This window comes from Nocardiopsis sp. NPDC058631 (assembly GCF_042716955.1).
Taxonomy (GTDB): Bacteria; Actinomycetota; Actinomycetes; order Streptosporangiales; family Streptosporangiaceae; genus Nocardiopsis.
This window is the reverse complement of the sequence record NZ_JBHXQY010000032.1, coordinates 1-20,084: the sequence shown is the minus strand read 5'-3', so window position 1 is coordinate 20,084 and position 20,084 is coordinate 1. Positions and strand designations below refer to the sequence as shown.

Annotated in this window: 19 protein-coding genes, 1 tRNA gene and 1 pseudogene; 9 read left to right on the top strand and 12 right to left on the bottom strand. The window is 69.6% G+C overall.

The annotated features are described in order from the left end of the window. Positions 1–550 precede the first annotated feature (550 nt). On the top strand, positions 551–1,339 hold the full coding sequence (locus ACFWTE_RS13190) for a S1 family peptidase (RefSeq protein ID WP_378779583.1): 789 nt from the start codon (positions 551–553) through the stop codon (positions 1,337–1,339). A gap of 219 nt (positions 1,340–1,558) precedes the next feature. Here ACFWTE_RS13190 and ACFWTE_RS13185 read toward each other — a convergent pair whose 3' ends face one another. Further along, complete coding sequence (locus tag ACFWTE_RS13185) at positions 1,559–2,125, bottom strand: CGNR zinc finger domain-containing protein (protein WP_378779582.1); 567 nt, start codon at positions 2,123–2,125, stop codon at positions 1,559–1,561. Positions 2,126–2,207: 82 nt separating this feature from the next. Between ACFWTE_RS13185 and ACFWTE_RS13180 the strand changes: the two genes are divergently transcribed. After that, positions 2,208–2,900, top strand: coding sequence for a haloacid dehalogenase type II (locus ACFWTE_RS13180; protein WP_378779581.1), 693 nt, complete (start codon positions 2,208–2,210; stop codon positions 2,898–2,900). 116 nt (positions 2,901–3,016) lie between these two features. On the opposite strand, the gene ACFWTE_RS13175 is transcribed toward ACFWTE_RS13180, so the two are convergent. Continuing rightward, on the bottom strand, positions 3,017–3,538 hold the full coding sequence (locus ACFWTE_RS13175) for a lytic polysaccharide monooxygenase auxiliary activity family 9 protein (RefSeq protein WP_378779580.1): 522 nt from the start codon (positions 3,536–3,538) through the stop codon (positions 3,017–3,019). A 554-nt stretch (positions 3,539–4,092) separates the two neighbouring features. Between ACFWTE_RS13175 and ACFWTE_RS13170 the strand changes: the two genes are divergently transcribed. Both ACFWTE_RS13170 and ACFWTE_RS13165 read left to right on the top strand, forming a co-directional pair. Beyond that, positions 4,093–5,148, top strand: a complete 1,056-nt coding sequence (locus ACFWTE_RS13170; protein WP_378779579.1) for a DUF4037 domain-containing protein — start codon at positions 4,093–4,095, stop codon at positions 5,146–5,148. A gap of 131 nt (positions 5,149–5,279) precedes the next feature. Next, positions 5,280–6,104 (top strand): oxygenase MpaB family protein, encoded by an 825-nt coding sequence (locus ACFWTE_RS13165; RefSeq protein WP_378779578.1) that lies wholly within the window; start codon positions 5,280–5,282, stop codon positions 6,102–6,104. On the opposite strand, the gene ACFWTE_RS13160 is transcribed toward ACFWTE_RS13165, so the two are convergent. Together ACFWTE_RS13160 and ACFWTE_RS13155 are read right to left on the bottom strand one after the other, a co-directional pair. Beyond that, positions 6,097–9,096: a BTAD domain-containing putative transcriptional regulator gene (locus ACFWTE_RS13160; RefSeq protein WP_378779622.1), complete on the bottom strand. Its 3,000-nt coding sequence runs from the start codon at positions 9,094–9,096 to the stop codon at positions 6,097–6,099. The two genes, ACFWTE_RS13165 and ACFWTE_RS13160, sit on opposite strands and share 8 nt — an antisense overlap. 117 nt (positions 9,097–9,213) lie before the next feature. Then, entirely contained in the window at positions 9,214–9,384 is a 171-nt protein-coding gene (locus tag ACFWTE_RS13155; protein WP_378779625.1) for a hypothetical protein, read from the bottom strand. Between the two features lie 894 nt (positions 9,385–10,278). Here ACFWTE_RS13155 and ACFWTE_RS13150 point away from each other — a divergent pair. The 3 genes from ACFWTE_RS13150 (at position 10,279) to ACFWTE_RS13140 (ending at position 12,314) form a co-directional block, all read left to right on the top strand. Then, positions 10,279–10,803 carry an NUDIX domain-containing protein gene (locus tag ACFWTE_RS13150; protein ID WP_378779621.1) on the top strand — a complete coding sequence of 175 codons (525 nt, stop codon included), beginning with the start codon at positions 10,279–10,281 and terminating at the stop codon, positions 10,801–10,803. A 185-nt stretch (positions 10,804–10,988) separates the two neighbouring features. Then, positions 10,989–11,423 carry a hypothetical protein gene (locus tag ACFWTE_RS13145; RefSeq protein ID WP_378779577.1) on the top strand — a complete coding sequence of 145 codons (435 nt, stop codon included), beginning with the start codon at positions 10,989–10,991 and terminating at the stop codon, positions 11,421–11,423. 87 nt (positions 11,424–11,510) lie between these two features. Further along, positions 11,511–12,314: a DUF2786 domain-containing protein gene (locus ACFWTE_RS13140; RefSeq protein ID WP_378779619.1), complete on the top strand. Its 804-nt coding sequence runs from the start codon at positions 11,511–11,513 to the stop codon at positions 12,312–12,314. A 210-nt stretch (positions 12,315–12,524) separates the two neighbouring features. Here the strand turns inward: ACFWTE_RS13140 and dnaN are convergent, their stop codons facing one another. Continuing rightward, complete coding sequence (dnaN, locus tag ACFWTE_RS13135; protein WP_378779618.1) at positions 12,525–13,667, bottom strand: DNA polymerase III subunit beta; 1,143 nt, start codon at positions 13,665–13,667, stop codon at positions 12,525–12,527. A gap of 222 nt (positions 13,668–13,889) precedes the next feature. After that, entirely contained in the window at positions 13,890–14,348 is a 459-nt protein-coding gene (locus ACFWTE_RS13130) for a DUF4442 domain-containing protein (protein ID WP_378779617.1), read from the bottom strand. A gap of 148 nt (positions 14,349–14,496) precedes the next feature. Here ACFWTE_RS13130 and ACFWTE_RS13125 point away from each other — a divergent pair. After that, positions 14,497–14,585, top strand: a tRNA-Ser gene (locus ACFWTE_RS13125). A gap of 111 nt (positions 14,586–14,696) precedes the next feature. On the opposite strand, the gene ACFWTE_RS13120 is transcribed toward ACFWTE_RS13125, so the two are convergent. Genes ACFWTE_RS13120 through ACFWTE_RS13110 form a run of 3 tightly spaced genes read right to left on the bottom strand, consistent with a single transcriptional unit; the run spans position 14,697 to position 17,814 of the window. Next, the gene (locus ACFWTE_RS13120) at positions 14,697–15,896 is read right to left on the bottom strand and encodes a tyrosine-type recombinase/integrase (protein WP_378779576.1); all 1,200 of its coding nucleotides are present in this window, start codon (positions 15,894–15,896) and stop codon (positions 14,697–14,699) included. Between the two features lie 23 nt (positions 15,897–15,919). Further along, entirely contained in the window at positions 15,920–16,129 is a 210-nt protein-coding gene (locus ACFWTE_RS13115) for a helix-turn-helix domain-containing protein (protein ID WP_378779575.1), read from the bottom strand. Continuing rightward, on the bottom strand, positions 16,126–17,814 hold the full coding sequence (locus ACFWTE_RS13110; RefSeq protein WP_378779574.1) for a replication initiator: 1,689 nt from the start codon (positions 17,812–17,814) through the stop codon (positions 16,126–16,128). Before ACFWTE_RS13110 ends, ACFWTE_RS13115 begins: the two co-directional genes overlap by 4 nt. A 37-nt stretch (positions 17,815–17,851) precedes the next feature. Here ACFWTE_RS13110 and ACFWTE_RS13105 point away from each other — a divergent pair, with 37 nt between their 5' ends. Next, positions 17,852–18,079 (top strand): hypothetical protein, encoded by a 228-nt coding sequence (locus ACFWTE_RS13105; protein ID WP_378779573.1) that lies wholly within the window; start codon positions 17,852–17,854, stop codon positions 18,077–18,079. Here ACFWTE_RS13105 and ACFWTE_RS13100 read toward each other — a convergent pair. From ACFWTE_RS13100 to ACFWTE_RS13090, 3 genes and pseudogenes are all read right to left on the bottom strand, one after another. After that, positions 18,040–19,470 carry a cell division protein FtsK gene (locus ACFWTE_RS13100; protein WP_378779572.1) on the bottom strand — a complete coding sequence of 477 codons (1,431 nt, stop codon included), beginning with the start codon at positions 19,468–19,470 and terminating at the stop codon, positions 18,040–18,042. The genes ACFWTE_RS13105 and ACFWTE_RS13100 overlap by 40 nt on opposite strands. Further along, entirely contained in the window at positions 19,467–19,721 is a 255-nt protein-coding gene (locus ACFWTE_RS13095; RefSeq protein WP_378779571.1) for a hypothetical protein, read from the bottom strand. Before ACFWTE_RS13095 ends, ACFWTE_RS13100 begins: the two co-directional genes overlap by 4 nt. Positions 19,722–19,823: 102 nt before the next feature. Further along, a pseudogene (locus ACFWTE_RS13090) lies at positions 19,824–20,084 on the bottom strand (plasmid replication, integration and excision activator); the annotation flags it as partial.

The window sequence follows — 20,084 nt, the reverse complement described above, 5'->3', positions numbered from 1 at the left end:
AGCGGGCGTCCTGTGGCTGGGCGAAGATCAATGCACATTCAGTGCACATGGCTCCGAGAGAGCCCCGGAAGCGTTGGGAACCGACCGGGACGAAGGACGAGGTCAACAGCGGTTTCCTTGGTCCGGCCACAGGCCACCGGAGGGCCCCGGTACGGGAAGAGGTCGTGGGTTCAAATCCCGCCACCCCGACAAGTGACGAGGGAGTCTTCTCCCTGGTCAAAGGTGGCCATCTAGTAGCTAACCCCTACTAGGTGGCCACTTTTTTGTCCCGCGCGTATCGAGCGGCCACCGCGGCCAAGTCCTCCCAGGAGCAGGCCGACAGGTCGGTGCCCCTGGGAAAGCCCTCCCCCTCCGTTCGGCCCTCCAGGGCTCGGCGGAGGGCGACTTTCGTCGTAAGTGGGTTAGCTCTCGCGGACGATGCCCCCGGCGGGGCCGGCCCTCTAGGTTCGTGTGTGACGGCAGGCAACGGCGTGGTCACACGCACAACCGAAGGGACTGGTCGGGCATGGTCGGCATCCGCGGGAACCGGAACGGGCGAAACCGGGGTCGAGTGGCGGCGGTCGCGGGGGCGGTGGGAGCCGCGTCGCTGCTCGGCCCGATGGCGCTGGCCGCTCCCGCGTCCGCGGTCATCGGCGGGGTCGACGCCACCGAGGAGTACCCGTTCGTGACCGCCCTGTTCGACGACCAGGGCCTGCACTACTGCGGGGGTTCGCTGATCGATGAGCAGTGGGTGCTCACCGCCGCCCACTGCTCCGACTTCGACCTGCTCCAGACGGAGAGCATCTCCGTGCGGGTGGGCAGCAACAACCGGGATGAGGGCGGCAGCGAACGCGAGGTCACCGAGGTGGTCCAGCACCCGGACTACGAGGCGGAGGACGTCAGCGACGACCCCGACTACCCGCACTCGTTTCTCCTGGTGCGCAAGGACATCTCACTGCTGAAGCTGGACTCCCCGGTCGAGCAGGCCCCCGTCCGTATCGCCGGGGACCGGCCGGAACCGGGTACGCAGGTGCGCGCCCTGGGCTGGGGTGTGGTCGACGAGCTCGGCCAGGAGCCCAAGCCGGAGATCCTGCAGCAGATCGACACCGAGATCGTGCCCGACGACCGCTGCGCGGAGCTCGACGGCGACCTGTGCTCCGAACACCCCACCGCTGAGGCGCAGGTCTGCTCGACCGACTCCGGCAGCCCCATGATCCGCGGCAGGGAGGGCGACTGGGAGCTGGTCGGCTTGACCAGCCGCGACGGCGACTACGACGAGAGCGTGGCCTGCGTGGGCCCGTGGGTCTTCACCGAAGCGGCGAAGTACGGCGACTGGGCCGCCGGCACGGTGGGGAAGTAGTCCGCCCTTCGGACCCCGGGAGCGCGCAGGTGCGCAGATGCCGACAGGGGCCCTCGTCGCGCAGGGTGAATTCCAGGAATCGTCGTGACACGTGAGGTCGGTTCGTTGCGGCGAGCAGCTCGGTGAGGCGCTCGGCTGGGGTCTGCGCCGAGCGTCTCGCGTGGCCGGGAGCCCAACTCGGCGGCCACCACGGCCAAGACCTTGTTTCGTACCGGGTTTTCAAAGACTCGGAATCAACGCATCGGCGGAGGCCGACGCCCGTCTGCGGGCCCGGTACGCCGCGGCTTTGACGCGATTGCCGCACTCGTCCATCCCGCACCAGGTGCGCCGGGCGCCGCGTGAGCGGTCGAGGTAGATGCGGGTGCAGCCGGAGCGACCGCACTCCTTGAGGCGGGCGCGGGGATCGGCGAGCACGGTGATACCGCTCCTGGCCAGGTGGGAGAGCACCGCACGGAGGTCTCCCGAGATGCGCAGCCCCGCGTCGCCGAGCTCGACCGCGGGCAGCGGCCCGGCGGCCGTGTCGTTGACGATCGTGAGACTGCCCGGGTCGAAGGGCCGTTCGAGGACGCGGTCGAGGGCGAGCCGGTAGGTCGCCTCCCGCAGGGACAGGGCGGACTCGAAGCCCGCGAGGTCGGCGGTGACCCGGTCGGGGAGCCCTTCGCACGCGGCCACCCACCGTTCGAGGTCGGCGGGCGCGGTCAGGAGGTCGACGGGCCCGTCCCGACGGGATCCCACGGTGCCGACCAGGTCGAGGGCCGGGTTGCCGCTCACGAAGGCGAAATTCACGTCACCATCTTGACCGGTAACGACCCCGCTGACAAGATCGTCACCGGTTGAACAGGTGACGCTTAGGCGAACGGGAGTCCACGTGGCCGGGATCCGCGATATCGAGGCCGTCGTCTTCGACGTCCTCGGAACACTGGTCGACGAGCCCGGTGGGCTCCGAGCGGGAATCCGCGACGCGCTGCCCGCGTCCGGCGGAGAATCCGTCGACGATCTGCTCGCCTTATGGCAGCGGCATGTCGAGACCGAGCAGCAGAGCATCGCACGAGGAGACCGCGCCTACGCCGACACCGGGGTCGTCGACGGGGAGGCCGCCCGACGGGTGGCGGCACGGGCCGGGATCTCCGATCCGGCGGCCATCGCCCGGCTGGCCACGGCGGGACAGCGCCTGTCCCCCTGGCACGACTCGGTCGCCGCTCTGGAACGGCTCGCGCGGCGGTTCCCCGTGCTCGGTCTCTCCAACGCGAGCCGCACCGCGTTGCTGCGGCTCAACGCGCATGCCGGGTTGCGCTGGCACCAGGTACTGTCCGCCGAGGCCGTTTCGGCCTACAAGCCGGCCCCGGAGGTCTACCGGCTCGCCATCGATGCCGCCGGGTGCCCACCCGGGCGCGTGCTCATGGTGGCCGCCCATGCCTGGGACCTCCGCGGGGCCCGGGCGAGCGGCATGCGGACCGCCTACGTCCGGCGGCCGGTCGGTGATCCGCCGACGGATGCCGACGTCTTCGACGGCCGCTTCAACGGACTGGACGACCTGGTCACCGCCCTGACAGCCGGGTAGCCGGACCAACCGGCCACAGGGCTGCGGGACCGTACCGCCGGCCGCCAGGCATGAGACAGGCCGGGGCCCCGGTCCGGCCGTCGGGCCGGGCCGGGGCCCCGGGGCAGCCGATCCGGCTAGCTGCGGATGTTGACGTCGACGCAGGAGTAGAAGGCCATGGGCGTGTCCGCGACGTTCCACACGGCGAGGACCTTCTGGCGTCCGTTGTAGCCGGACAGGTTCACGTTGTGCTGGACGGTCGACGGCGGACGGGCGCCGTTGTCGTTGAAGCTGGCGACGCGCTGGCCACCGATGAAGTACTCCCACGTGGCGGTGGAGTGCATGGCGGTGAGGGTCCAGGTGAAGGTCAGGTTGGAGCCGACCTCGGTGACGCTCCAGCCGCGGCTGTCGTCGTTGAGCTCGGAGAACTGGCTGTTGCCGCCCGCACACTCGGTCAGGCCCTTGGGACCCTCGACGCTCTGCGGCTCCCACTGGATGGGTCCGCACTCGACGACGCCCGCGGCGCACTGCGCCTGGCGGCTGGCGGGGGCGGAGACGTAGCCGTGCGCGCTGGCGGTGCCGGCGGGCATCAGGGTGAAGATCAGCGCGGTGGCGGCGGCGACGGCGGAGGCGGAGCGGATTCTGCTGCGGGTCTTCATGGGGGGCCCTTCTCTTCGGGTCACGATGCCCTTCCGGCCCTGCGGCGCGGTCGGGTCTCGTAGCGGGGGTGACCCGGACCGTTTCCGGTCCAGGCGGGTGGGGGGCATCCGCGAGGGCTCGGATATTCCCCTGCGAACGTCGGACAGCACTGTCCCGGAGACTCCGGGCGAGCCCGGAATGTCCTTTCCACCCGTTGCGGAAGACGGTAAGCACCCCGTAACTGGACGTCAAGACTCCTGTTGCGAGGGGGTACCTCGTTCCAGCCATACCGGTGAGACTGTCCATTTGGTCTGGTTTCGCACTGGTACTGCCGTCGTTTGCGCGCCGTTCGAGCCATGAACTGGAAAGACACTTAACAGAATTGGCCCGTGGTCTGCCCCTCCGCAGCTAGACCAATTCCCCAGGCGGGACGATCGTGACTAGACCTAACCTCGAAGACATATTTCCCTTACCCCCCTCTACGAGGCCTCCGCACCACACGTCCCATGGGCCTCCTCCGACCCCGCGGAAAATCCCGTGGCCGCTCCGCGAGCGCCGCTCTAGGCTCACCGGCATGCCGCCAGACTTCCTCCCCGGCCTCGACCTGTCCCGCGCCCTGTACACGGAGGCGGTCGCCCCGCTGCTCCGCTCCGAACACCCGGGGCTCCCCCACGCCGCCGCGCTCGTCGGCTCCGGTTCGGAGGTCCTCGGCCTGGACACCGAACGCTCCACCGACCACGGCTGGGGGCCGCGCCTCCAGCTCTTCGTCGCCGGCCCGGACGAGCGGTCCCGGGTACTCGACCTGCTCGACGACCGCCTGCACGGGCGGGTGAGGGGGTGGCCCGTCAGGTTCGCCGCCGACAGCGGCCCTCCGCAGACGTGGCGTCCGGACGCCGACGCCCCCGACGGCCGCCACCGGGTGGAGGTGGTCGGCCTCGGCGGATGGTTCGTCGCGGGTCTGGGCTTCGACCCCCGCCAAGGGGTGGCCACCGCCGACTGGCTCGCCACCCCCACCCAGCGGTTGGCCGAGGTCGTGGGCGGCGCCGTCTTCCACGACTCCACCGGCGACCTCACACGGTCCCGCCGGGCCCTGGGCTGGTACCCGGACGACGTGTGGCGGTACGTGCTGGCCTGCCAGTGGCAGCGCGTCTCCCAGGAGGAGGCGTTCGTCGGACGCTGCGCGGAGGTGGGCGACGGACTGGGCGCGCGGGTGGTGGCCGCGCGCCTGGTCCGCGACCTCATGCGGCTGGCGCTCCTGCTCTCCCGGAACTATCCGCCCTACTCGAAGTGGCTGGGCAGCGCGTTCGCCCGGCTCCCCGGGGCCCGCGCACTGAGCCCGCTTCTGGCCAGGGCGCTGGACGCGGAGCCCGGGGCCCTCGCCGACGCCTGTGCCCTGGTCGGCGAGCAGCAGAACCGAACCGGCCTCGCCGAGCGGCTGGACACCCGCCCCCGGCCCTTCCACGAGCGCCCCTGGCCGGTGCTGGACGCCGCCCGCTTCACCCGTGCCCTGATGGCGCGGGTCGAGGACCCCGAGCTCACCGGTCGGTCGCCGGTGGGTGCGGTCGACCAGTTCGTGGACAACACCGACGCCCTGACCAGGCCCGGAGTGTTCCGCGCCCTCGGTCCCTGATCCGTGCGAGCATGCGGGCGGGGGTCGTGTGCGCGGGCACACGGCCCCTCCCCCGACCGTGGCGCCCCCACGGGCTCCGAGGAGCGCGCCAGCGCCGCGGGGGGACGGCCCGTTGTCGTACGATCCCAGGTATGGGCCGATCATCCGATGCATCACCCCTGCGCAAGGCCGGCGGCGAGGCGTGCGCGCTCGGCGGCGCGGGTTATGCCGTGCTGCTCCAGATCGCCCACCCCAGCGTTGCCCAGGGGGTCCACGACCACAGCGACTTCGCGTCCCGGCCGTTCGCCCGCCTGTTCGGGACCCTCTACTTCGTGTACGGCACGATCTACGGCACCGACGAGGAGCGCCGACGCCTGCACTCCATCGTGCGGGCCAGGCACCGCAAGGTGACCGGCCCCGGATACCGGGCGCTCGACCACGACCTGCTGCTGTGGGTGGCCGCCACGCTCGCCCACTCCTCGGCACGGCTGAACGCGATGGTCTTCGGGGAGCCCGGCGCGCAGGAGTACGCCGTCTTCCTGCGCGAGGCCTCGGCGTTCGCCACCGCTCTGGGGCTGCCGGAGGAGGAGTGGCCCGCCTCCCCGGAGGAGTTCGACGCCTACTGGGAGCGGAGTATGCGCAGCCTCCGCGTGGGGGAGGAGGCGCGCAGGATCGTCCGGGAGCTCTTCCACCCCGCCTCCGTGCCGCTGCGCCCGCTGATGAGGGTGCAGCTCCTACTGACCGGCGGGCTGCTCCCTCCGGACCTGCGTGAACAGTTCGGCATCCCGTGGTCGCACGCGCGGCAGCGCCGCTTCGACCGGGTCGTGCGGGTGACACGGGCGGTGTACCCGAAGGTGCCCCGCCCGGTGCGGTTCCTGCCCGTCACCCTGTCCCTGTGGTCCATGCGCCGCAGCGGCGGATGGTTGAAGCCCCGCCGTGCGCGCGGCACCCGGGACCCCCGGCGTCCCGTCAGCTGAGGGGTTCGGGCAGTGCGGCGAGGGCCTCTCTGGCCTGGTCGGCCCCGGCCAGTCCCAGCTCCGTGAAGATCTGCTCGGCCTCCCTGAGGAACCCGTGGGCACGGTCGGCGGGCACCGCGGGGGCGGGCAGCCCGCCCAGGGCGAGGGCGGCCCGGGCGAGCGTGTGGTTCTCGTTGCGCTCGACGGCGATGGCCCGTGACTTCTCCAGCTCGGCGGCCGCCTCCTCGAACCGCCCCGCGGCCGCGTAGGTGACGCCGAGGTCGTGGAGGATCTCTGCGTCGCCGCTGTGGTCGCCCGACGTCTCCGCCAGGGTCAGGGCCTCCGTGTGGGCTTCGATGGCCTCGTTCCAGCACTCCGCCGCGCGGTACGCCAGGCCGAGGGAGTTGCGGACGAATATCTGGTGGCCGACCAGCCGCAGCCGGAGGGAGAGTTCGAGCGCCTCGTTCAGGTCCCGGAAGGCGATGCCCAGTTCGCCAAGTCCGACCCGGGCCTCCCCCATCACGCGTTTGGCCAGCACCTTCGTCTCGGCCTGGTCCTCCTCCACCGACTTGAGGATCGCCTGTTCGGCGCAGCGGATCGCTTCCCGGTGCTCCCCCAGGGTCTGGCGCAGGACGGCCAGGTTCCCCCACTGCAGGGACTCGATCCTCTTGTTGCCGAGCTCCACGGCGTAGTCCAGCACCCCCTGGATGGCCGCCGCCGAGTCCGCGAAACGCCCCACCCGCTCGTAGACCATGCCGAGGTTTCCCAGGGCGCGGATGATGCCCCTGCCGTCCCCCACCGACTCCAGCAGGACGTGCGCCTCGGAGAGGTAGGCCATCGCGTCCTCGAAGCGGCCGGAGATGTAGTGGGCGATCCCCAGCCCGATGAGGGTGACGGCGCGACCGCGCTGGTTGCCCTGCTTGCTGTTGATCTGGAGCGCGCGCTCGTGCGAGCTGACCAGCAGGCCCATCTCACCGTGGAGGGCGTAGAAGCGCCACACGGCCTCGGCCATCCTCCAGGCGCGGTCCTCGTTGTCCTCGGAGGCGAAGTACTCGATGGTGTCGGCGAGGTTCTCCTGGTGGAGGGAGAACCAGCCCTCGGCGTCCTCCCGCCCGTCGAGGTCGGTGCGGTAGCCGGGGCGCTCGTCCTCGGCCGCGTCCTGGACGCGCGGTCCCAGGAGTGCGGCCGCGTGCTGGGCGGTCACCAGGTAGTACTCCGCGAGGCGTGCCCTCGACCGGTCGGCGCTGTCCTCCTCGAACTCCGCGGTCGCCCTGTCCAGGGCGAACTCCCTGATCAGGTCGTGCATCCGGTAGACGTCCCCCTGCGGCTCGTCGAGCAGGCACATCCCGACGAGTTCCTGGAGGGCGTCGTCGGCGTCCTCCATCGCCGTGTCCAGGAGGGCGGACGCCCCGGCCAGGTCGATGGTGCTCCCGATCATGAGGCCGAGGGTGAGGAAGGCGCGGCGCTGCCCGGGGTTGAGGCTCTGGTAGGAGAGGTCGATGGCGGCCTCGACGCTCTGCCCCTCGACCTGGAGCTCCCGGAACTTGCGGTTCTGCTCGCCCAGCCTCCTGGCCACGTGCGCGAAGGACCACTTGGGCCGGCTGAGCATCCGGCCGGCGATGACCCTGAGTGCCAGGGGCAGACCGCCGCAGATCCGGATGATCTCCCGGGCCTGTTCGGGCTCGCGCCGGACACGCTCCTCGCCCAGGATGCGGCCGAAGAGTTCCAGCGACGACTTCTCGTCGAACATGCCGAGGGAGAGGAACCGCGCACCGCTGAGCCCGGAGAGCTCGTTGCGGGTCGTGATCAGCGTGAGCGCACCGGGAGAGGAGAGCAGCAGGGGACTGACCTGCGCGTAACTCGCCGCGTTGTCCAGGATGAGCAGGGCCTTGCGTCCCATGAGGGTCGCCCGCCAGAGCGCCGAACGCTCGTCGAGCGACTCGGGCACCGCGTCGGGTTCGACTCCGACAGCGCGCAGGAGGGCGCCGAGGGCCGAGGAGGGGTCGAGCGGTTCCTTGTTCGCGGTGTAGCCGTACAGGTCGAGGAACAGCTGGCCGTCGGAATAACGTTTCGCGGCTTCGTAACCGAAACGGACGGCAGTGGTGGTCTTGCCCTCGCCGCCCGCACCGGTGATGACGCAGACCTTGGCCCTCCCGTCGTCGGAGACTGCCATGTCCTCCAAATGGCGCAGGGGTTCCTGACGCCCGGTGAAGTCGGAGAGGTCGCGGGGGAGGTCGTTGCGGACCAGGTAACGAAACCCTGATTCCGTTGGCGCTCCGGCCGCCGTTTCCGTCCGGCCCCCGTCCTCCTGGAGGATCCTGCCGTGGAGGGCGGTGAGTTCTGTGCCCGGGTCGACCCCGAGCTCGTCGGCGAGCCGGGAGCGGAACTCCTCGTAGACGGCGAGGGCCCTGGCCCGCTCGTTGTCCCGCCACAGGGCGGTGATGAGCAGGTGGTGCAGGCGCTCGCGGAACGGTTCCTCGCTGATCAGGGGGGTCAGGCGGGAGACGACCTCCGCGTGGCGGCCGAGTCCCAGGGCACAGGTGGCCCAGGCGACGACGGCCGACCAGCGCTCCTCGCGCAGGGGGGCGACCACGGAGTAGTCGAGGTACTCGGAGCCGATTCCGGAGAAGGGGACTCCGCGCCAGCACGCGAGGGCCCTGTCGAGCAGGTCGGCCCTCGCCTCAGGTTCGGCTCTGGCCGCGGCGTCGCGCAGACCTCGGAACAGGTGCAGGTCGACCGCCTCGGGCTCCACGTCCAGGGCGTAGCCGCCGGAGGTGGTCGCGATGCTGCCGGGAAGGATGCGTCGAAGGTGGGAGATCTGGACCTGGATGACCGAGCGCGCGGTGCGCGGCGGGTCGTCGCTCCACAGGTAGCCGATGAGCTGGTCGACGGTGACCTCACGCCCGAGGTGGACCAGCAGTGCTCCCAGTACACAGCGCTGGCGCGGACCACCGACCGATATCGGTCGGCCGTCGGACCAGACGGTGATGGGGCCGAGCACGCCGAATTCCACAAGCAGCAACCCTAGCAAGCACCATTGCGGAAAAGCGGAATGCGGACACACCAACGGCTCCGAGTACCCCCCTCCACTCAGGTACTCGGAGTGACCGTTGGACGACCCTGCCGGAAGTTACGCGTCCTGGCTGGGCTTCTCCTGCTCGGGGACAGTCTCCACGGGCTGCTGCTCGACCGGGAGCACCTTCTCGGGGTCCGGCTCGCGCAGCGGATTCATCTTCGCCGCGGGAGTCACGTCGGCGATGATCGCCTCGAACCGCTCATCCACGGTCAACATCTTCGGCACCCGGACTCCTCGTCTCACCGCGCTCGTGTAGAGCCGCAATGTGGCCCTACGTCGTCTGTGAAGCATCAAACGGACTCACCGCCCTCCGGCGGACCGGCCACCCGCGGCGAGTCCCGCCTCAGAACACGCCACGGGTGGCATGTGTCCAACGAACGCCGCGCTGGTAGGAAACCACGAGCCGTCCTCTCATGGAAACCTGTCGCGTCGAACGAGTTCCACACTAGAGAGATCCTCTTCCATCGCGCTTTCAGTCTTCTTACAGCGCCGGAATCGGTGTGACGTCGGCCGTTGTTCGCGCGCCGTCCACTCTTACTCCCCCATCTTCCCCCATCACCAGTGGTTGGCCAATTGCGGACGGTCGGAGCAAGCCCGCACCCTCCTCCCGCGCGCCGTCGTGGCAGGTGGGGGCCCATCTCCTGCGCGCGCCCGACGGGGGCCCTGCCCGGCACGAGGTCCGCGCCTCCGACAGGACATCCGCCAAAACATCAGAAAACAACTCCGACCCCACGCAATCACAAATAACCGCATCACACCGAAAACCCTTACCCGGAAGGCGATGCCACGTCTCGGGGCCGTCGAATGGTCCCGGCGCACGGCGCCCCGGTGACCTTTTACGGCTGTTTCACGCCGGTTGTCAGTCTCCGCCCCCGGACCTTCGCGTCGCGGTCCGCCCGGCCCCTGACCGACGGCGTCCTTCCCGAGGGGTGCAGACGGGGCGGCGGAGGCCGGCAGCGGCGCGTGAGGCGAGCGTGCGGACCGGGAGGCGTGCCGCGAAGCTGCGGCCGGGTCGTGGGTTCCGAGGGGTACCGGGCATGATCGTTCGTGTTCGATCGTTGTCCACAGGAAGATGGACGTGACCCGTGGTCCGGAAGGGGCGCGAACTTGGAGGAAGTGATGCTGGAGGGTGACGGAAACGGCTGGGTCAGCCTGCCCGACGGATCCCGGCGGTGGGGGGTCTACGGTGCGGCCGGCCTACTGCTGTACACCACCGATGTGGCCGGAACCGGCCACGTGCTGCTTCAGCACCGCGCGGGGTGGACGCACATGGGCGGGACCTGGGGCATCCCCGGAGGGGCCAGGAACAGGGACGAGACGCCCCTGGAGGCCGCCGTCCGGGAGTTCCGCGAGGAGGTCGCCGGCGACCTCGGGGAGTACACCCTCCTCGGCGTCCACGAACAGGACCTCCAGGTGTGGCGCTACGACACGTTCCTGGCCAGGGTCGCGCAGATGACGCCGTTCCGGCCGGGGAACACCGAGAGCAAGGAGGTCCGGTGGGTCTCGGTGGACCACCTGGAGGCGCTGCCCCTGCTGCCGGCGTTCCGCACCGCCTGGCCCCGGTTGTCCGCGGACCTGTCCGGTCCCCCTGGCGGGAACTCCGTCGGGAACTCTGGCGGGCCGGGCACTTCAGCGACCGGCTGATCGTTGTCCCGGGGAGGGCTCTGCACGTGAGACCCACGCGACTGCGACCTCGGCGATGTGCCGGAACGCGAACTCGGGGGTAAGTCAGGGACGGGCCCTGATGTGCGTGGAGCCCTGAGGTTGCATGCTGGAGCGGACGGCCCGTCGAAGAGCGGTCGTCACGCGATTCGACTGGAGCAGTGGACATGACGCTGGAGCGCGGTAACGCATTCACTCCTGTCGCCTCGGCGACGATGATCTGGCCCTGGACCACCTCGGTCCTGGGGGGCGCGGCCGGTGGAGCCCTCTTCTTCCTGCTGAACCTGGGTGCGGGCGCCCTCACGTCCGGCCTGACCGCCGCGGTGATCTTCTTCGCACTGATCGGCGGCGTGGGCGGCGTGATGCGCCAGAAGGCCGACCGCAGGGGCAAGCGCTACGCGGCCACCTACCCGTTCCGCTACGCCGCCGTGCCCGCCGCCGTCGGCGGTGCCGGGTACGCGATCGTCAGCTACGCGACCTCGATCCTGGCCGCTCCGATCGCCGGTCTGTTCGGTGCTTTGTTCGGCGGGTTGCTCGTCGCGGCCGCGATCTGGGTCACCGTCGGGCTCATCGCGATGGTGGTTGGGAACAAGAACGCCTAGGCTCGGTGTTTCCCGCCGGTGGCGGGAACTGAACACTCACCGACGGGAGACAACCGGGCGCCGATGACTGAAGCTGCTCGTCAGAAAATGGTCGAGCGGGTCCGAGGGCTCCTTCGCATGGCGGAGGATCCCTCGGTTACTGACGCCGAGAGCCAGGCGTTCACCGCCAAGGCCGCCGAGCTGATGACCCGCCACGCGATCGCGGAGGCCGAGGCTCGCGTCGAGAGGGGCGAGGAACCGGACGCGATCAGCCGCATGGACTACACCGTCGCAGGGGTGGGCGGCCACGGGAAGGCCCGGGTCCGGGCCCTGGCCGACATCGCCGCCGCCTACGGCTGCCAATCGGCTGTCAGGGGGAACAACTCCGAGAACACCGACCGCGTCATCATCCTCGTGGGGACGGTGAGCGCGCTCGACGCGCTGCGGATACTGATGCCGTCGATCTCCATGCAGATGGAGTCGTCGGCCAAATTCATGAGCTCGTCACATGTGTCGGACATCCGCGAACTGCGCAACTACACGCGGTCGGAACTGGAGACGGAGCGCAAGCGCTACTACCGGTCGTTCGTGCGCGCCTACGGCAGGGCGGTCGCCGAACGTATTCGGGACTTCCGCGCCCGGCTGCAGGAAATGGCCGCCCCAGGAGGTCCCGACGACTCCGGAGAGAGCGTCGAGGCCGCGCGAGGGGCCGAACTGGTGCTGCTCAACGACGTGACCCGCGTGCGCGAGGAGTTCCAGAAGCAGTTCCCCCAGTTGCGCAAGCACCGGCCGGAGCGAACGCACAGCGCGGCGGGCTACCGCGCGGGATACAGAAGGGGACGCCAGGCCGAACTCGGTCTGGACACCCCGGTGAGCAGCGGAGGGACGTCCACCCTGGCAGAGGGCGAATAGGGCCCCTGCGCCACCGTTGTCCACAGCCTGTGCACAGAACCGCCCCGTTGATGTTTTCGCATGTCACCGTAGAAATGCGAGAGTCCACCAGGGGTGGTTCAGGTGTTCTCCGCGGGCCATTACCCCGGGTTATCCACAGGAAGAACGCCTTCCTGTGGATAACTCTGTGGACAACTCGCGGCCGAAGTGGGGTAGGACCCGAATCCTTGTTCAGGACACCCGCAACGGCTGAACCAGATAGCGGAAGGACGGGCTTTCGCCCTCCTTCGCGGGAACGTCGGTGAACACGGCGGGTTTCGTCTGCTCGGTGAAGTTGAGGTACGCGGTGTCGGTCTCCACACCCGTCAGGCCGTCCAACAGGTAGTCGGGGCGGAAGGCCATGCGCAGCGGCTCCCCCTCGTAGGAGACCTCGATCGACTCCACCGCCTGGGCGTCGTCGCCCGATCCCGCCTCCAGCACGACCTCGCCCTCGGCGAACGCCAGCCGCAGCGGGGTGTTGCGGTCCGCGACCAGCGCCACCCGCTTGACCGCCTCCGTCAGGGGGCCGACGACCACCTCGGCGCGGGCCGAGAACTCCTTCGGGAACCACGACGCGTACTTGACGAACTCGCTGTCGATCAGCCGGGTGGTGGTACGGCGTTCGCCGTTCTCGAAACCGATCATCCCCTCCCCCGGCGCCAGGCCGGGCCCCGTGCCCGGACCGGGTGCGGCCAGGGCGATGTCCACGTTGGAACGGGTGATCAGCCCGCGCACGGTGTCGTGCAGGGTGCGCGCCGGCACCAGGGCGGCCACTTCCACGCCCTGGTCGGCGGGGTTCCACCACAGGTCGCGCACGGCGATGCGGTAGCGGTCGGTCGCGACCACAGTGAGGGAGTCGCCCCGGAAGTCGAGGTAGGCGCCCGTGAGCATGGGAAGCGTGTCGTCACGGCTCGCCGCCGGGGTCACCTGGCGCACGGCGGCGGCGAAGGCGTCGGCGGGCACGGAGCCGATGAGGCCGGGCATGGCGGGCAGGGAGGGGTAGTCCTCCAGCGGCATGGTGATGAGGGTGAAGCGGGCCGCGCCGCCGACGACCCTCAGCCTGGAGCCGTCGGTGTCGATGTGCACCGACCCCGGGGGCAGGTTGCGCACGATCTCGGCCAGGAGGCGGCCGGGGACCAGGGCCGCCCCGGACTCCTCGGAGAGCACCTCCACCGACGCGCGCGTGGAGACCTCGTAGTCGAACCCGGACAGGTGCAGCGACGAACCGTCCCCGGAGACCTCCATCCGGATACCCGCGAGCACGGGCACCGCGGGCCGGGTGGGAAGTGCCCGTGCGGTCCAGGCGACCGCCTCGGCGAACGCGTCGCGATCCACTCGCAGTTTCACAGGTCGGCCCCCTCGTAGGTGTCGTACAGGGTCAACGTACCCAGAGGCACCGACAAGCCACCGGCCCCGCACATGCGTGGGGACCGATCGGAGAAGGCCCTGGCCGGGCCGTACGGCGGGGGTGGTCGACCAGGGCCTCGCACGGGGTTCGCGCGTGCGCGTGCGCCCCGCAGGAGCGCCGGCGGGGCAGGCGGCGCCGAGGGGGCGGCGCTACGCGCGGTTGGGGCGCAGCGTCCAGACCACGGTCATGCGTCCGGTGACGGTGCCGTCGTCGGTGCGGAGCTCGATCTCGACGGGGAACTCGGGGCGCTTGCCCTCGTCCAGCTCCGCGACGACCTCCTCGCGGGGACGGCCCAGGGTCGCCTCGGCGGTCACGTCGCCCATGGCGAGCTTGAGGTAGCGGATCTCGGCGCTGACGGCGAGGGGGACGGCGCGCTCCAGCTGGTCGCCGAAGGTACCGATGACGATGGCCCCGGAGGCGGACTCGGCCAGCGTGAACATGGCGCCGGCGTGGGGGCCGCCGACGTGGTTGTGGTGGTCTGCGTTGTCGGGGAGGCGCATGACGGCGCGTCCGAAGTCCAGGTCGGTGAAGGTGACGCCGAGGGTTCGGGCGAAGGGCACCGAAGCCAGGAATCCGGACTTGACCGTCTCCGCCGTTTCGGCGTTCATGTTTGCCATGACATCGATGTTACTTGCCAGTAACCCTTGAGTGCCACCCTCCCACGCGACGGGAAAGCCCGGGGAGGCGTACACGGATATCCCCGCGAACCCGCCCGCCCCGGTGGGCTACCATGTCTGGCGGAGAGTCACTCTCCCGGGAGGGTTCGCATAGCGGCCGAGTGCAGTGCTCTTGAAAAGCACCAAGTCCTTGACGGGGCTTCATGGGTTCAAATCCCATACCCTCCGCAGAATCCGCAGGTCAGCAGCTTGCGGGAGAGACAGAGAAGGCCGGTAGCTCGGGTCCGTCGCACATTTATCGCACATGGACCGAGCCACCGGCCTTCGTCGTTCCCGGGGTCAGGCGGCGAGGACCCTCTGCCGCGCGGCGTCCATCGCGTCCGCGACCTCGTCCAGACGGTCGGGGAACAGGTGCCCGTACCGGTCCAGGGTCATGGTCGCGGTCTTGTGGCCGAGCATCGCCTGAACGACCTTGACGTCCGCGCCGGCGGCGATCGCCAGTGACGCGGCGGTGTGCCGGAGCTTGTGCGGGGTCAGCGCCAGGCCGTCCAGGTCCGCTTCCTTCACCGCCATGGCGAACTCACGGTTGCGCCAGTTCCGGATACGCAGCGGTGCACCCCGCCTGGTCGTGAAGAGCAACGCGTCCACCGGTCGCCCCTCTACGAAGGGACGCAGCTCGGAGACGAGCGACCTGGGCACCGGCACGGTTCGGAACTTCCCGTTCTTCGGAGCCTGCTCCACGAGCACCCCGTCCACCTCAGCGAAGGTGACCACCACCCGGACCCGGCGCCGTTTCAGATCGACCCTGCCCACCCGCAGCGCGGCGGCCTCACTCCACCGCATACCCGTATAGGCCAGCAGAAGCACGAGCGCACGGCTCACCCTGGCCGAGGCGAGTTCCTGCCCGTACTTGGTACGCAGTGCGAGGGAGGCGTTGGCCAGCTCTTCCACTTGCGCGTGGTTGAGATAGACGTGCTCGGCCTCGGAGGGCTTGGGCAGCGGTACGCCCTTGGCAGGGTTGAAGGGGATACGGCGAGGCACGCACCATTGCAGGACCATCGACAGCACCACGTGAGACTGCCGAGTCTGTGAGGCTCCGAGGTTGCTGCCGCCCTCGTCCCGGGGCTTCTGGAGTTGTGCGACCCAGACGGCGATGTCCTCGGAGTGCACTGCCGAAAGGGCGTGGTCCCCCCAACGCGGAAGGACGTGGTTGTCCAGGACGGCCCGGTACTGCCACCAGGTCGAGCGCTTGATGTCCGTGCGGGTGACGAGCCACTTCTCCGCCATATCCCCCACGGAGACCTTGGCATCCCGCGGATTGCGGTACGAGCCCTCGTGAAAGCTGTTCTCGATCTCGGTCTGCTTCTTCTCAGCGTCCGGCTTCCGGTGGAAGACACCGCCGCTCCGGAGCTTGCCGGAGGGATTGTAGTACCGGACCCACCAGCGAGCAGGAGGGGTGCGCTTGGCAGTCTTGGCCTTCTTCACCGCTTCCACGAAAGCCTTGTCCTTGGTGCGGTCGTACACCCACGCGCGAGCCATCGGGGGTTGTCTCCTTTCATGGGTTACTGGTCGCAGACCCAGGTGTGAACCTCAGCGGGCACGTAGCGCACGTAGCGGCCCACGCGGTGGGAGGGAGGCCCGTCGCCCTTGTAGCGCCACTCGTAGAGGGTCTTGGGCGGGATGCGGAGGTAGGCGGCGGTCTCGGTGACCGACCACAGGACGGAGTCAGAGCGGAAGCGGGAGTCGGCTGGTGGGGTCCGTGTGGGGGTCATGCGGCCCTCGTCTCGTCGGTTGCCGAAAGATCGTTCTGCCGTGCAGCTTCGAGCTGGGCCCGACGTCGGAGGGCTTCCCCAACCGCGCGGAGCAGGCGGCGTTCCCGTGGTGGCACGTCGGGGTCGGTGGGTCTGGCCAACTCCCACTCGAAGGAGCCCGAGGCGAACGACAGCGCCGGAGGCCGAGGGTTGTCCTCGTCGCCCTGGTCCTCGTTGGCGGGGTCGATGCCCAAGGTGTTGAGGACCCAGGTGAGGCGGTCGGCTTTGTGGTCGGCCAGGGTCTTGCCGGACCACTTGCGTGAGACCAGGACGCGGCGCCCGGCGTAGCCGAGGTGTTCGCGGCGGTGGGCCTTGGAGCCGCAGAACCCGGGCCGCATCCCCGCTTTGGCCTGGTTGGGTTGGATGCCGTAGCGCAGCCAGTTGGAGCACCGGGGAGAGCACGCCTCGTACCGGAGGGTTTCCATGAGCCGGTCCGCGTGCTGTTCCTGCCGGACGGTCTCGGCGGCGTGGCAGTCCGCGATGTCCTTGGTCAGGTACTTGGCGAGGTAGCGCACGCACCGGGCTGCGTCCTCGGTTCCGGCTACGACCCCTTTGGCGTCGACCTGCTTTCCGAACCGGACGACGTGGAAGGGTTCGGCGTCCGGGTCGTCATCGAGGGCGTCCAGGGCCTCGTCCCAGGTCGGGAGGACTTCCCCGGTCGCTTTGTCGACATATGACCCTGTTGCCATGTCCCACTCGGGCAGGTGGTCGCCCTCGTAGTGGACGGTGTCGGTGTCCGGCCACCAGACCTGGTGGTAGGTCGCGGCGGCGATCTGGCGCAGTTCGGCACGAGGCAGGGTGCCGCGTGTGGCCATGTGCAGGTGTGGGGCGAGGCGTCGTTGTGGTTCGACGGCGGCGAAGTACTGGACGTCGAATCCGGCGACCCGGCGCAGGTTCTGCACGAACCGGTCCACGAGCTTGGAGAAGTGCAGGGTGTCCCTGGCGGCCCGGCGGTAGTCGTAGGTCGAGAAGTCGACCGGGGTGCCGTCCGAGCGCACCCGCCCGTAGGAGTCCAGGGTCAGGGTGAGGAACAGGGACGGCCGGAACACCTTCCCGGAGTCGGGATCGGTGAAGGCCCGACCGACCGTCTTCCTCGTCATGGGCCGCTTGGGCAGATCCGGGGCGTCCTGACGACGCTTGGTCGAGCGCACCCGCCGCGATCCGGACGAGTCCGGGGAGTCTGCGGATCGGGTGACCGAGCCCCGCAGGCCCGACGCGGTGATGTCCTCGTCCAGACCGGCTATCGCGGCGTCCAGGGCCGAGAGCTGTTCCGGGTCAGCGGCCCCCGTGGCGGCGAGCCGGTCCCTCTCGGCGGTGACCACGGCCCGCTGTTCGACCCAGGAGCGTTGCTGTTCGGTGGGCGGGTCGGGTTCCACCACGGGTTCAGCAGCGAGGTGCCAGCCCTCTTCGCACTGGGTCCGCCGAAGCGACCTCTTCCTTTTTGCGCAGGCGGGGCAACGGGATTCCAGGGTGGACCCGCACGGAACGTCGATCACCTCGGTGGCACCGGTGGCGAGGTTCGTGCGTCGAAGGGAGACCGGGCGGATGCACACGCCGTGGTCGGCGGCGACCTGTTCGGCCACCTCACGTGCCAGGGGTTGCGCGAGGCGTTCAGCCCGGGTGGACTTACCAGTAGGCGTCGGCATCAGCCCACCCCCATGGTGTCGAGGAGAAGGAGCACCCATGCGAATCGCCGGAATCGCGAACCTGGTGATGGCACTCATATGGGTACCGCTGGCGATCACCATGCCGTACCAAGACGAAGGCCTGGTGGGGTTCTTTCGCGTCTTCAACGCGGTGATCTTCTCCGCGTTCACGGTCATATGGATCGCTTTGGAAGCCGTCCGATACTTCCGTAAGCCGAACTCCCATCAGGCCACCTCTCCCACCGAGGAGGAGCCCGCCCCATAGGCATTCGCCATAGCGGTGATGTCGTCGTCCGAGACGTAGGCGGCCCGGACCCGCACCGGGGCAGGTGAGGTCTCCATCCGGACATAGGCCACCCCAGGAAGGGTGGAGTCGATCAGGTGCGCGTTCGCCCCACGGTCCCGCGCCCCCTCCCCAAGGACCATGTCCACCTGCGATGCCTCGTCCAACCTCAGGGCGACCTTGTCGGGGAACAGGTTCCTGAGGTTCATGACCTCCTTGCGCGGGTCCTGGAGTGCGGCCAGCACCGAGAAGCCGACCGAGCGGCCCTGTGAGGTCAGGGTGGCTATGGCGTTCTCGGCGCGGCGGCGCACGTCACGGTCCGGGTGGTACGCGGTCAGGAACGCGACCTCGTCCAGGAGCACGACCACGAACGGGTCAGCGGTGGTCGGGATGTGTGAGCGCTGTTTCCCGGCGTAGCGTTCCGCGCGTTCCTGCATCTGCTCTACGGCGAGTTCGAGCAGGGTCACTGCGGATTCTCCGGTGTCTGCGTAGTGGGCGAACAGGTCCCGTCCGTAGGCGAGTTCCATGCGCTTGGGGTCGATCGCCCACACCTGTGCTGTGCCGTCCGCCAGGGCGGGGAGCATCGCGCGGATGGCCGACCAGAGCACCGACCCCTTCCCGGCACCAGTGACGCCGACTACCAGGACGTGCGTGCCGTGCAGGCGCAGCAGCCAGGGTGAGCCGTCTTCACGCTTGCCGACCGGGAGAGCCGAAAGTTCGACGTGGTGGGTCATGGGGAAGGCGTCGAGGGGTTCGGCCAACGTGTCGTGTCGGGGGAACTCCAACGTGACGTCACGCGGACCGTTCACGACCACCCGGCAGGACGGGGCTTGGAATCCGTGCGCGAGTTCAACCACCCTGGTTTCGAAGTCGGCCGGGGCGGTGCCGGCGACCAGAGTGACGCGGACGTAGTCGGCCCAGACGTTGCAGGAGACGCGGCGGATGCGGGGCAGGTAGCGGCGTTCCTGGTAGGACTCGGCCAGCCCGGAGATGACCAGGACCGGTTGCCAGTGCCGCCGGTAGACGAATAGATGCCGCCACCAGGCCAGGAGACGGAGCGTGACCCAGGTCCGGTAGTTGTTCGGCCAAGCGCGCCACCACATCAGGGAGACAGCCGCAGCCAGACCCCACAGGGCGGCGACACCCGGCCAGTCCAACCACCACCAGGACGCCACGGACGCGGTGAGCACAGCGACCATGACAGGAAATCGGAACGGCAGGGTGACCAGGAACCGGACGAACCGCCAGATCCAGGAGCCCAGGACGACGATCCCGGGGGTTTCCACGATCGGGGTCGTCCACCGCACCCCCTGAGCAGGGGACGGCAGCGTGGGCGAGGACTGAGCAGCACCCACTTTGGGTTGGCGCATCATCGTCGGCCACCCCGGTTCTCGTTCTCGATCCGGGTCAGGAGCCGGTCACGGTCGGAGCGGGCGCGGGCGGCGATCGCCTCGGCGGTGGGGTTCTCGTCCCGGTGCGCGAGGGTGGCGAACACTCGCGCCTTGAAGTCGAAGAAATCCGCCCGTTCGGCATCGGTGGTGGGCGGGGGGTTGGTCGCGTCCAGGAGCAGGCGGACCAGTTCCGGACCGCTCAGGCCGGACAGGTCACGGGGGTGATCGGACATACTGAAGACACCTCTTCTGAGATTTCGCAGTCGCAGGAGGGATTCAGGGGCGGCCGAGGTGTTCCAGCACCAGGCCGCCCCGCTTTCACATCTGGGGCAGGGTCAGGCGGATTCCTTGACGGGCGCCGCACGGCGACCACCAGCGCCGAGGGCCTTCACACCACGTGCGCGCAGCGAGTACGCCACCCGGGGACGACGGCCGTTGTCGTCGACGTAGGGCATGACCGCCATGGACTCGAACTCGATCGGGCGAAACGGCAGCCCGGGAACCTCGTCCGGCAGGGTCGGGCACACCTGGGCGGCGACCTTGACCTTCACGCTCTTGGCCTTGCCGCGCGCTTCGGGGTCGGCGTCGATCACGTC

What these genes read in the sequence shown, in the direction of transcription:
- ACFWTE_RS13120 (WP_378779576.1), bottom strand. Translation starts at nt 15,896, where the DNA reads ATGGCTCGCGCGTGGGTGTACGACCGCACCAAGGACAAGGCTTTCGTG.
- ACFWTE_RS13095 (WP_378779571.1), bottom strand. Translation starts at nt 19,721, where the DNA reads ATGTCCGATCACCCCCGTGACCTGTCCGGCCTGAGCGGTCCGGAACTG.
- ACFWTE_RS13110 (WP_378779574.1), bottom strand. Translation starts at nt 17,814, where the DNA reads ATGCCGACGCCTACTGGTAAGTCCACCCGGGCTGAACGCCTCGCGCAA.
- ACFWTE_RS13145 (WP_378779577.1), top strand. Translation starts at nt 10,989, where the DNA reads ATGACGCTGGAGCGCGGTAACGCATTCACTCCTGTCGCCTCGGCGACG.
- ACFWTE_RS13115 (WP_378779575.1), bottom strand. Translation starts at nt 16,129, where the DNA reads ATGACCCCCACACGGACCCCACCAGCCGACTCCCGCTTCCGCTCTGAC.
- ACFWTE_RS13150 (WP_378779621.1), top strand. Translation starts at nt 10,279, where the DNA reads ATGCTGGAGGGTGACGGAAACGGCTGGGTCAGCCTGCCCGACGGATCC.
- ACFWTE_RS13100 (WP_378779572.1), bottom strand. Translation starts at nt 19,470, where the DNA reads ATGATGCGCCAACCCAAAGTGGGTGCTGCTCAGTCCTCGCCCACGCTG.
- ACFWTE_RS13140 (WP_378779619.1), top strand. Translation starts at nt 11,511, where the DNA reads ATGGTCGAGCGGGTCCGAGGGCTCCTTCGCATGGCGGAGGATCCCTCG.
- ACFWTE_RS13165 (WP_378779578.1), top strand. Translation starts at nt 5,280, where the DNA reads ATGGGCCGATCATCCGATGCATCACCCCTGCGCAAGGCCGGCGGCGAG.
- ACFWTE_RS13130 (WP_378779617.1), bottom strand. Translation starts at nt 14,348, where the DNA reads ATGAACGCCGAAACGGCGGAGACGGTCAAGTCCGGATTCCTGGCTTCG.
- ACFWTE_RS13170 (WP_378779579.1), top strand. Translation starts at nt 4,093, where the DNA reads ATGCCGCCAGACTTCCTCCCCGGCCTCGACCTGTCCCGCGCCCTGTAC.
- ACFWTE_RS13175 (WP_378779580.1), bottom strand. Translation starts at nt 3,538, where the DNA reads ATGAAGACCCGCAGCAGAATCCGCTCCGCCTCCGCCGTCGCCGCCGCC.
- ACFWTE_RS13105 (WP_378779573.1), top strand. Translation starts at nt 17,852, where the DNA reads ATGCGAATCGCCGGAATCGCGAACCTGGTGATGGCACTCATATGGGTA.